We start from the raw sequence: 11,179 nt of genomic DNA on the forward strand, positions 1-11,179 counted from the left end.
CTCGGCGCACTGTGGCCGCTGCTAGTCTGGGCGGCAGCTAGCTGTGACGGCCGGTTTCACCAACGTCTCCGGTCGTGCCGATCAACGGAGGTTCCATGAGTTTCGCGAGTCCGTTCCCCGCGGTGACCGTCCCCGAGACGACCGTCTACGACTACCTTTTCGGGGATATCACGGACTCCGACCTCGACCGCCCGGCACTCATCGACGCCAAGGCCGACGCCACCACCACCTACCGTGACCTAGTCGGCCGCATTGACGCATTCGCCGGTGCGCTGGCCGCACGCGGCATCGCCGTCGGCGACGTCGTGGGACTGCTCTCGCCCAACTCGTCGGCCTTCGCGATCGCCTTCCACGGCATCCTGCGCGCCGGCGCGACCGCCACCACCATCAACGCGCTCTTCACGCCCAACGACATCGCCAAGCAGCTCACCGACGCCAAGGCGACCATGTTGGTGACGGTGAGCGTGCTGGCGCCCGGCGCCAAGGAGGCGATCGACAAGCTCGGGATCGCCGACGATCACCTCATCGTGCTCGACGGTGACGGGCTCGAGGCCAGCGGACACCCCAACGCGGCAGATCTGTTGGGGGAGAACAACGCAGCCCCCGAGGTGAGCTTCGATCCCGCGACCCATCTCGCGGTGCTGCCGTACAGCTCGGGCACCACGGCCAACCCCAAGGGCGTGATGCTCACCCATCGTAACCTGGTGTCGAACGTCTGCCAGATCCGCCCGCTGCAGGGCATGACCGCCGACGACGCGATCCTCGCGGTGCTGCCGTTCTTCCACATCTACGGCATGACGGTGCTGCTCAACGCCGCGCTGCACGCCCGCGCGAGCCTGGTGATCATGCCGCGCTTCGATCTCACGGAGTTCCTCGAGAACATCCAGGACCGCAAGTGCACCATGGGCTACATCGCGCCGCCGATCGCCGTGGCGTTGGCCAAGCACCCGCTGGTCGACTCCTACGACCTGTCGTCGATGCACACGATCATGTCGGGTGCGGCGCCGCTCGACGCGGACCTCGGCCACGCCGTGGAGAAGCGCATCGGGTGCCGCATGGTGCAGGGCTACGGCATGAGCGAGCTCAGCCCGGTCAGCCACGTCATCCCCTTCGACGGCGGACAGTCGTTGCTCGACGGCGAGAACGCGAAGCTCAGCTCGTCGGGCTGGACGGTGCCCAACGCCGAGAGCAAGCTCGTCGATCCCGTCTCCGGCGACGAGATCCCCTTGCCGAGTGAGGGTCTCAGTGACACCGGTGAACTGTGGTTCCGCGGCCCGAACGTGATGGCCGGGTACCTCAACAACGATGCCGCCACCGCCGAGACCATCGACTCCGACGGCTTCCTGCACACCGGTGACCTCGCACAGGTCGACCCGACCGGATGCGTGTTCATCGTCGACCGGCTCAAGGAGCTCATCAAGTACAAGGGCTACCAGGTGCCGCCGGCCGAGCTTGAGGCCCTGCTGCTCAGCCACCCCGAGATCGCCGACGCGGCCGTCGTCGGTGTCGTGGACGCGGAGTCGGGCGAGGAGATCCCCAAGGCGTTCGTCGTGCGCCAGAGCGGGACCGAGGTCACCGCCGACGCCGTGATGGAGTTCGTCGCGGGCAAGGTCGCGCCGTACAAGAAGGTCCGTCAGGTCGAGTTCATCGACGAGATCCCGAAGTCGGTGTCGGGGAAGATTCTTCGGAAGGATCTCCGGACGCGGAGCTGACCCGCGGGATCGCGGTGATCAGAGCGACCCCGACGACGGCGGCGATCGCACCGATGACATAGACCAGCTCGAACGCGGAGCGGCTCGGCACGGTGCGCATCCCGCCGTCCGTCGTCAGCGTGACCGTCGATGCGGCGAGCACCGCGATGATCACCGCCGACGCCGTCGAGGTGCCGATCGACCGCATCAGCGAGTTGAGTCCGTTGGCGGCCGCGGTCTCGCCGAGCGGCACCGACGCCATGATGAGCCCCACCATCGCGGCGTAGGCGACGCCGAGGCCGGCGAAGGTGATGGTCACCCCGACCATGACCTGCCACGGCGAGTCCATCCACACGATCACGAACAGGTAGCCCAGGCCCATCACCGCGGTCCCACCCCGCAGGGTCGACCGCGCGCCGAACGCGGTGACCAACCGCGCCGAGAACGGGGACATCACCAGCATCGCGAAACCCGCCGGTGCGACCCACAATCCGGACGAGAGCACCGTCTGGTCCATCTCGACCTGCATCAACCACGGTGACACCAGGAGCATCCCGAGCAGGGTGAACCCGATGAGCGCCGACACCAGATTGGTCACCAGCACCGTCGGGCGCGCCGCGAGGCGCAGGTTCACCAGCGGCGAGGCGCGCCGCAACTCGTATGCAGCCCAGGCGACCAGCGTCACCGCACCGACGACACCGGTCACGATGGTCTCGGGATCGCCCCAGCCCCAGACGCGGCCCTTGCTGATCACCAACAGCAGGCACACCAGACCGATGGCGAGCCCGATGATCCCGACGACGTCGACGGTGCCGGGGGACCGTCGCGGCGATTCGGGGATCTGCGTGAGCACCGCCAGCAGTGCCAGGGCGGCCAGGACCGACGAGACCCAGAACAGCATGCGCCAGTCGAACTGTTGGGGGATCCACGCCGCGGGCGGCAGACCGACCGCTCCGCCGAGGCCGAGCGCCGCGCCCATCGTCGCGATCGCGCCCGGAACGCGTTGCGGTGGGAGGAGGTCACGCAGCAGGCTGACCCCGACCGGGATCACCACCAGGGTCACGCCCTGCAGCGCGCGCCCGACGACGAGCGGCGCCAGGCTGTCCGACAGTGCCGCGATCACCGATCCGAGCAGCAGCGAGCCGAGCGCGACGAGGATCACCCGGCGCTTGCCGAAGAGGTCGGCGAGACGCCCACCGGTCGGCAGGGCGACGGCGGCGACGAGCAGGGTCGCGGTGATGACCCAGGCGGCGTTGTCGGCGCTGGTGTCGAGGTACTCGTCGAGACGACCGACGATCGGTAGCAGGATGACGCTCTGCGAGTACGAGGACACCGCACCGGCGAAGCACAACACCGCGACCATCAGGCCCGGACGCGCTCGGCGTTCCACTTCGGCAGCAACTGTCACGCAGACAGCCTGACCGATCGATTGCTCGGTGGCAATCGGGGAGGTGTCAGCGAGCGGCGGGCGCGGCGTGCCGTCCGTAGTCGGCGCTGCCGTCGACCGGCAGCTCACCGTCGAGGATCTCCTCGGCGATCGACTCGTCGGCACGATCCTTGTGCTCGGGCAGGTCGACCGGCTGGGTACCCGGCAACGCACTCTTCTTGTCGCCCGGGATCAGCAGGATGAGAGCCGCGGCCACGAGCGACGCGACGGCACCGATGATGAACACCATCTGGAAGGCCGAGCGGTCGGGCACGCTGGTCGGACCGATGTTCACCGTCGAGCTGGCGAGGATCGTCGCGAGCAGCGCCGAGGCGATGGCCGTACCGATCGAGCGCATCAACGAGTTCAACCCGTTCGCCGACGCGGTCTCGCTCAGCGGCACCGCCGACATGATCAGCGAGGGCATGGCCGAGTACGCGATCCCCACACCGGAGCTGGTGACCATGACCGCGAGGGCGACCTGCCACGGCGCGGCGGCGGCCACGATCGCGAGGCCGTAGCCCAGCGCGATCACGACGGTGCCGATGAGGAGGGTGAACTTCGGTCCGATGGTGACGTTCAGGCGGGCCGAGACCGGCGACAGGAACATCATCATCAGTCCGCCCGGAGCCATCCACAGGCCGGCCTCGATGATGCTGCGGCCCATGCCGTAATCGAGGACGCCGGGGATGTGGGGGAGCTGCAGCAGCTGCGGCGACGCGAGGCTGATGCCCATGAGCGCGAACCCGATGACCACCGAGACGATGTTGGTCAGCGCCACGCGCGGGGTCACCGACACCCGGATGTTGACCATCGGTGAGCTCGTACGGAGTTCGTAGACGACCCACGCGGCGAAGACGATCAATCCGGCCGCGACGAGGCCGAGGGTCAGGTCGCTCGTCCAGCCCCACGACCGACCCTTGCTGAGCGCGAGCAACAGACAGACGAGTGCGATGGTGAGGCCGACGGCCCCGACGCTGTCGAACGTGCCTCCCGATCGGGCCGGCGACTCCTGCACGAGGGTGATCACGAGCAGGAACGCGACGGTGCCCAGCGCGGCCGAGGTCCAGAACAGCACGTGCCAACTGAAGTTCTGCGAGATCCACGCCGCGACGGGCAGACCGATGGCGCCACCGACACCGAGCGTGGCGCTCATGGTCGCGATCGCGCCGGCGATCTTGTTCGGGGGCAGCTCGTCACGCAGGAGGCTGATGCCGACGGGGATGACGCCCATGGCCATGCCCTGCAGACCGCGACCGATGATGACGGGGATCAGCGAGTCGAACACGGCGCTGATGACCGAGCCGATGACCATCAGGCCGATGCTGGCGAGGATCACCGACCGCTTGCCGAACATGTCGGCGACGCGACCGGCGATCGGCATGACGACCGCGGCGGCGAGCAGGGTCGCGGTGATGACCCACGACGCGTTGTCGGCGGAGGTGTGGAGGTACGTCGGCAGCAGGCCGACGATGGGGACCACGAGGGTCTGCATGTAGGAGGCCAACAGGCCGCCGAAGCACAGCACCGCGATCAGCATCGTCGGGGAGGGCTTGCGCGTGGGCTCCAGGCGTAAAGTACTCATTACTTGCATCATGCACGTAGTGGTGGAGCGCAATCAATCCGAAATCGTGTGACGACGTCTACATACGGATAAAGCGGACAACCGGGAATATTGCGGCGCCACCGGGTGCGCTCGGTTTCGGGGGCACGAGCGCGTGGCCTCGATGTGGAAAACTGCTCGGCATGGCTACCGGAACCCTGATCCTGATGCGGCACGGCGAGAGCGTGTGGAACGAGTCCAACCAGTTCACGGGGTGGGTGGATGTCGCGCTGACCGACAAGGGTCGCGCCGAGGCGAAGCGGGCCGGGGAACTGCTCGTCGAGCACGACCTGCTGCCCGACGTCCTCTACACCTCGCTGTTGCGCCGGGCGATCGCCACCGCGCAGATCGCCCTCGACGCCGCCGATCGGCACTGGATCCCCGTCGTCCGTGACTGGCGCCTCAACGAGCGGCACTACGGCGCGCTGCAGGGTCTCGACAAGGCGGCCACGAAGGAGAAGTACGGCGACGAGCAGTTCATGCTGTGGCGCCGCAGCTACGACACCCCGCCGCCGGCGATCGAGCCCGACGCCGAGTACAGCCAGTCGGCCGACCCGCGGTACGCCGACCTCGACGAGGTGCCGTTGACCGAATGTCTCAAGGACGTCGTCGAGCGGATGATCCCGTACTTCACCGAGGTCATCGCCGCCGACCTGCGGGCGGGCAAGACCGTTCTGATCGCCGCGCACGGCAACTCCCTGCGGGCGCTGGTCAAGCACCTCGAGCAGATCTCCGACGCCGACATCGCCGGGCTCAACATCCCCACCGGGAACCCGCGTCGCTACGACCTCGGTGACGACCTCATGCCGATCGGCGAGGGCGCCTACCTCGATCCCGAGGCCGCCGAGGCCGGGGCCGCCGCGGTCGCCGCCCAGGGGGAGAAGAAGTAGCCACAATCCGGGCATTCGGCGGTACCCTGGGATATGGCCCAGATCACAACCCCGTCGTCCGGTGCCGGTGACACCCCACAGGTCCGGTTCGCACACTCGCCCGCCCAGGAGCGCTACGAGGCGTTCGTCCTCGATGCGCACGGCAACGATGAACTGGTCGGGTATCTCGACTATCTCAGCGAGGTCGACCAGGTCGTCATCACCCACACGGTGATCTTCGACCGCTACACCCACCACGGTTTCGGGGCGGCCCTGGTCCGCCACGTGCTCGACGACATCGCGCGCACCGGACGCCCGGTGGTGCCGGTCTGCACGTTCGTCCGCGGTTTCGTGCACGACAACCCCGCGTACGCGCCGATGATGGCCTCGGCCTGACCGCCGCTCCCGTGCGGCCGCCGACGACCCCCTCGCGGCGGAAAGCGAGGGCGGGAGGGCGAAATCACGGTGAACACCATCCCAACAAGGTCCACCTGGCTTGTTACCTACGGGCGCAGCACGCATTCTTGCGGAGTGTCGCGTTCAGCCAGAAGTGAGCTCGCCGCCCGGCGGGCACGGTGGGTGACATGACCGCAACGGTGGTCGTCATCGTGGTCGCCGTCGTCGCGGTGTGTGTGGCCGCGGCTGTGGGCTGGCGGATCGGGCGGGGTACCGCGCGGAGAGCCGACGCGGTGAGCACGCTGCGCAGCGCGACGAGCAGCGAACCCGAGGCCATCTCCCCCGGCGAGACCGCCGACCTGCGCAATCAGGTCGGCGGTCCGGCCGAGCTGCTGGAGCCGGGCACCGAGATCGTCGACGGACGCATGTCGAAGGCCGCGCTTCTGGCGCTGATCGTCCAGTCCACCGAGACCGGGATCGCCGTCGTCGACGAACACCGCGACGTCGTGCTGTTCAACAAGCGCGCCGATGCCCTCGGACTCGTCCACGACCACCTTCTCGACGACCACGTGTGGCAGGCCGCGCGCACGGTCCTCGACACCGGTGCCGACTGCGACGTCGAGCTGGTCCCCGACCACCCGATCAACGGGTTCGTCTCCACCGGCCGCGCGATCAACCCGCCCGTCGCGGTGCGGTGCATCATCCGGCTGGTCACCGACGGCAACGAGCGCTACGCCGTGGTCTACGGCGACGACGACTCCGACAACGTGCGACTCGAGGCCACCCGGCGCGACTTCGTCGCCAACGTGTCGCACGAACTGAAGACCCCGGTCGGGGCGATCGGTCTGTTGACCGAGGCGCTGCTCGAGTCGCAGGACGATCCCGAGGCCGTCCGCCACTTCGGCGAGCGGGTGATGACCGAGTCGATCCGCATGGGCAACATGGTCAACGAGCTCATCGCCCTGTCGCGGCTGCAGGGCGCCGAGAAGCTGCCCGACGCCGACGACGTCGACGTCGACGACCTCGTCGACGAGGCCATCCACCGCGCGCAGGTCGGTGCCGAGGCCGCGAGCATCTCGCTCACCACCGACCCCCCGAGCGGCCTCGTGGTCCGCGGCGACCGCACGCTGCTGCTCACCGCGCTCAACAACCTCATCGCCAACGCCATCGCGTACTCGCCGGCCAACTCGCCGGTGTCGGTGAGCCGTCGCGTCGTCGCCGGGGACGACGACATGGTCGCCATCGCGGTGACCGACCGCGGTATCGGGATCGCCCCGCGTGATCAGGAGCGGGTCTTCGAACGGTTCTTCCGGGTCGACAAGGCCCGGTCGCGCGCCACCGGCGGTACCGGACTCGGACTCGCCATCGTCAAACACGTCGCGGCCAACCACGACGGCTCCATCACGCTGTGGAGCAAGCCCGGCACCGGCTCGACCTTCACCCTCGCCGTGCCGATGGCCCGCGCGCCGCGCCGGTCCACTCCCCGCGCCGGCGACGCCTCGTCACACGGACCCGCCGCCCGCGCCCGCTCGGCCCTCAGCCACACCCCGAACCCGTCCACACGGGTTCTCGAGACAAAGGAATCCCACCGGTGACGCATGTCCTGATTGTCGAAGACGAGGAGTCTTTGGCCGATCCGCTCGCCTTTCTCCTGCGCAAGGAGGGTTTCGAGACCACCGTCGTGAACGACGGGACCCGGGCCATCGGTGAGTTCGAACGCGTGTCGCCCGACATCGTGCTGCTCGACCTCATGCTCCCCGGGGTCTCGGGCACCGAGGTCTGCAAGGCGCTGCGGCAGAAGTCGAGCGTGCCGGTCATCATGGTGACCGCGCGCGACAGCGAGATCGACAAGGTCGTGGGCCTCGAGCTCGGCGCCGACGACTACGTCACCAAGCCCTACTCGGCCCGCGAACTCATCGCCCGCATCCGCGCGGTCCTGCGCCGCGGGGTCGACACCGGCGACGACCTCGGCATCGACGGAGGCCTGCTCGAGGCCGGCCCGGTGACCATGGACGTCGACCGCCACATTGTGCAGGTCGGCGGATCGCCGGTCACGTTGCCGCTCAAGGAGTTCGACCTCCTCGAATACCTCCTGCGCAACGCCGGCCGGGTGCTCACCCGCGGGCAGTTGATCGACCGGGTGTGGGGTGCGGACTACGTCGGCGACACCAAGACCCTCGACGTCCACGTCAAGCGCCTGCGCTCGAAGATCGAATCCGACCCGGGCAACCCCGAACACCTCGTCACCGTCCGCGGACTGGGCTACAAGCTCGAGCCGTGAGTCGCTGCTGCTGACTGCCTGCTGCTGAAAACTGCCCCGAGAGCGTGGTCGGAGGGAACATTCCCCTTCAGGCCCCGTCTCGGGGCAGTTTTCGGCCCGGACGGTGGCGGTGCCGATCGGCGCCGGTGATCGCCTCGATGTCGGTGAGTAGCCTGTCCCACTCGTGGACGACATCCTCGTACGTCGGCCGCATCGTCAGATAGCCCAGGAGCAGGGCCGCGCGGTCACGTCTGCGGTCGTTGCGGTAGTTCTCCGCGCTCGTGTGGTGTGCCCTGCTGTCGCACTCGATCAGAAGACGCCCCACTCGCAGGTCCACCCACCCATCCCCGGGATCTCGGGCTGCACCTCGACCGCGTAGCCGCGAGCACGCAGGCGTAACCGGACCATCGTCTCGGTTCCCGACTGTGCGCGAGTGTCGCAGTCGCGCAGCCATCGTCGGACCTGTGCCGGGCACGCCGGCATCGCCGACGCCAATTCCGTCCGGGACCATCTCAGTGTCGCCAGCGCAGAATCGGCGATCACGATCCAGGACTCCCGATCGAGGCACCGGGCCGCGCAGTCGAGGGCTATCGGGATGCTGTCGACCGCACCGACGAACGGGTGCGGACGCCCGTGTCCCTGGCAGCGGCGACGACGTGAGCGTTCGCCGTGCCGCGAGAACCGGATGTGGAGTCCGCGCGCGGTCGGTGGGATCCACAGTGCGTGGTGTCGGAGGGCTGAGACGCACGCGAGTACGCCTCCGGCCCGTACGGCGGCCACGGTGTCGGGATCGGCCGCGGGGGTCGCGAACCATCCGCGTCGCAGTCGGATCAGGTCGCCGGAACGCACCGACGCCCGGATGGCGGTGTCGTCGTGTCCGAGACGTACGAGCTCGGTGCGGGAGAACACGTTGCTGTGCATGCCGACTTCGACGGTCGCCGCACCGCGGTCGGTTCCCTGCGCTGCTGGAAACTGCCCCGACAGCGTCGTCCGAGGGAACATTCCCCTCGCGACCCCGCCTCGGGGCAGTTTTCAGCAGCAGCGGCGCCTATTCGGCGTCGAGTTCGACGTACTTGATGTCGGTGTCGCGGCGGGTGGTGGCCGCGGCGGTGGCGGGGTGGATGGCGATGAGGCCGAGTCCGTTACGGCGACGGCAGGCCGCGGCGAGTTCGTCGTAGGCGGCCTGGCCGAGCAGTTCGGTCAGCTCGGGGGCGTACGACTGCCAGACCTGGGTGGCACCGACGTGGGCGTCGGGTGAGCCCGAGCAGTACCACTCGAGGTCCTCGCCGCCCGAACCCCAACCACGCCGGTCGAACTCGGTGATCGTGGTCTTGAGGATCTGGGTGCCGTCGGGGCGATCGACCCAGGTCTGTTCGCGGCGCACCGGCAGCTGCCAGCACACGTCGGGCTTCACGGTCAGCGGCTCGAGCCCCTTGCGCAGCGCAATCGCGTGCAGCGCACATCCCGCGCCGCCCGCGAAACCGGGACGGTTCAGGAAGATGCACGCGCCCTTGTGTTTCCGGGTCTTGATGGCGGGCTCGTCGTCGAGGGTGTCCTCTTCGAGGTATCCGCGCTTGCCCAGCGGATCCTTGCCGGTGCCCTTGCTGTGGAACTGCCAGTCGGCCGGCGTCAGCATCGACATCCCGTGTTCGAGCCGCTTGCGGTCGTCGTCGTCGGAGAGATACGCCCCGTGGCTGCAACATCCGTCGTTCTCGCGCCCTTCGATGATGCCCTGGCACGCGGGCGTCCCGAACACGCACGTCCAGTGCGACAGCAACCACGTGAGGTCGGCGCTGATGAGGTGTTCGGGGTCGTCGGGATCGAAGAAATCGAACCATTCCCGGGGGAAGTCTAGTTCGACCTCGGGAGCGGGTGTCATCTTGTCGGTGGCTGCCTGCACAACAGCCAACGGTAGACGCACTAGGTTGTACTGCGTGCGCTTAGGAGTTCTCGACGTGGGAAGCAACACCGTCCACCTGTTGGTGGTCGATGCCCATCGCGGTGGGCACCCCACGCCGATGAGTTCCACGAAATCGACGCTGCGCCTGGCCGAGCAGATCGACGGCTCCGGTCGCCTGTCCGACAGCGGCGCTCGCGCGCTGGTCGAGGCGGTCGACGAGTTCACCACGATCGCCCGCACCTCGGGCTGCGAGCAGGTGATGGCGTTCGCGACATCCGCGGTCCGCGACGCCACCAACTGTGACCACGTCCTCGCCGAGGTCGCCGCCGCGACGGGCGTCGAGGTGGAGGTCCTCACCGGGGAGGACGAGGCGCGGCTGACGTCGCTCGCGGTCCGCCGCTGGTACGGCTGGAGTGCGGGCCGGATCCTGGCCCTCGACATCGGCGGCGGGTCGCTGGAGTTGTCGAACGGTGTCGACGAGGAACCCGACGTCGCGCTCTCGTTGCCGCTGGGCGCCGGTCGTCTCACCCGTGAGTGGTTGACCGAGGACCCGCCCGGCAAACGACGGGTCGCGGTCCTGCGCGACTGGCTCGACGCCGAACTCGCCGGCCCCGCGAAGGCGCTCGCCGACGCCGGTGCCCCCGATCTCGCGGTCGGGACCTCGAAGACCTTCCGGTCGCTGGCGCGACTGACCGGCGCCGCGCCGTCGAGCGCGGGCCCGCGGGTCACCCGGACCCTGACCAGCAACGGCCTGCGCCAGCTCATCGCGTTCATCTCGCGGATGTCGGTGCGCGACCGCGCCGAACTGGAGGGGGTCAGCGACGACCGCGCCGGTCAGCTGGTCGCGGGCGCGCTGGTGGCCGAGGCGTCGATGCGGGCGTTGTCGGTCGATACCCTCGAGATCTGTCCGTGGGCCCTGCGCGAGGGCGTGATCCTGCGCAGGCTCGACGTGGAGCCGATGGCACCTGTCGGCGATCCGCGGGCGCCCGGCACCCGATGACGCTGATCTCGCTCGTGAGAAAGGGCAGTACGTG

The 11,179-nt window shown here is 68.7% G+C and carries 11 protein-coding genes; 6 read left to right on the forward strand and 5 right to left on the reverse strand.

Annotation, left to right across the window (positions count from 1 at the left end):
- Window positions 1–95 precede the first annotated feature (95 nt).
- Window positions 96–1,712, forward strand: a complete 1,617-nt coding sequence (locus tag TU34_RS05675; RefSeq protein ID WP_045821925.1) for a 4-coumarate--CoA ligase family protein — start codon at window positions 96–98, stop codon at window positions 1,710–1,712.
- Here the strand turns inward: TU34_RS05675 and TU34_RS05680 are convergent.
- Together TU34_RS05680 and TU34_RS05685 are read right to left on the reverse strand one after the other, a co-directional pair.
- Window positions 1,645–3,099 (reverse strand): MFS transporter, encoded by a 1,455-nt coding sequence (locus tag TU34_RS05680; RefSeq protein ID WP_150116413.1) that lies wholly within the window; start codon window positions 3,097–3,099, stop codon window positions 1,645–1,647. The two genes, TU34_RS05675 and TU34_RS05680, sit on opposite strands and share 68 nt — an antisense overlap.
- A 46-nt stretch (window positions 3,100–3,145) precedes the next feature.
- Window positions 3,146–4,702, reverse strand: coding sequence for an MFS transporter (locus TU34_RS05685; protein ID WP_082079901.1), 1,557 nt, complete (start codon window positions 4,700–4,702; stop codon window positions 3,146–3,148).
- Between the two features lie 161 nt (window positions 4,703–4,863).
- Here TU34_RS05685 and TU34_RS05690 point away from each other — a divergent pair, with 161 nt between their 5' ends.
- From TU34_RS05690 to TU34_RS05705, 4 genes are all read left to right on the forward strand, one after another.
- The gene (locus TU34_RS05690; RefSeq protein WP_045821890.1) at window positions 4,864–5,610 is read left to right on the forward strand and encodes a phosphoglyceromutase; all 747 of its coding nucleotides are present in this window, start codon (window positions 4,864–4,866) and stop codon (window positions 5,608–5,610) included.
- A 33-nt stretch (window positions 5,611–5,643) separates the two neighbouring features.
- Window positions 5,644–5,985, forward strand: a complete 342-nt coding sequence (locus TU34_RS05695) for a GNAT family N-acetyltransferase (protein WP_045821891.1) — start codon at window positions 5,644–5,646, stop codon at window positions 5,983–5,985.
- Between the two features lie 188 nt (window positions 5,986–6,173).
- Window positions 6,174–7,580: a sensor histidine kinase gene (locus tag TU34_RS05700; protein WP_052688767.1), complete on the forward strand. Its 1,407-nt coding sequence runs from the start codon at window positions 6,174–6,176 to the stop codon at window positions 7,578–7,580.
- Entirely contained in the window at window positions 7,577–8,266 is a 690-nt protein-coding gene (locus tag TU34_RS05705; protein WP_045821892.1) for a response regulator transcription factor, read from the forward strand. Before TU34_RS05700 ends, TU34_RS05705 begins: the two co-directional genes overlap by 4 nt.
- Window positions 8,267–8,333: 67 nt before the next feature.
- Here the strand turns inward: TU34_RS05705 and TU34_RS24245 are convergent, their stop codons facing one another.
- From TU34_RS24245 to TU34_RS05715, 3 genes are all read right to left on the reverse strand, one after another.
- Window positions 8,334–8,570: a hypothetical protein gene (locus tag TU34_RS24245; protein WP_238981178.1), complete on the reverse strand. Its 237-nt coding sequence runs from the start codon at window positions 8,568–8,570 to the stop codon at window positions 8,334–8,336.
- Window positions 8,555–9,166, reverse strand: a complete 612-nt coding sequence (locus TU34_RS05710) for a type IV toxin-antitoxin system AbiEi family antitoxin domain-containing protein (RefSeq protein ID WP_238981179.1) — start codon at window positions 9,164–9,166, stop codon at window positions 8,555–8,557. The genes TU34_RS24245 and TU34_RS05710 overlap by 16 nt, the downstream gene beginning before the upstream one ends.
- 127 nt (window positions 9,167–9,293) lie before the next feature.
- Window positions 9,294–10,124 carry a DUF3109 family protein gene (locus TU34_RS05715; RefSeq protein WP_045821929.1) on the reverse strand — a complete coding sequence of 277 codons (831 nt, stop codon included), beginning with the start codon at window positions 10,122–10,124 and terminating at the stop codon, window positions 9,294–9,296.
- A gap of 55 nt (window positions 10,125–10,179) precedes the next feature.
- Between TU34_RS05715 and TU34_RS05720 the strand changes: the two genes are divergently transcribed.
- The gene (locus tag TU34_RS05720) at window positions 10,180–11,145 is read left to right on the forward strand and encodes a Ppx/GppA family phosphatase (protein WP_045821893.1); all 966 of its coding nucleotides are present in this window, start codon (window positions 10,180–10,182) and stop codon (window positions 11,143–11,145) included.
- Window positions 11,146–11,179 lie beyond the last annotated feature (34 nt).

This window comes from Williamsia herbipolensis, from assembly GCF_000964005.1.
Taxonomy (GTDB): domain Bacteria; phylum Actinomycetota; class Actinomycetes; order Mycobacteriales; family Mycobacteriaceae; genus Williamsia_A; species Williamsia_A herbipolensis.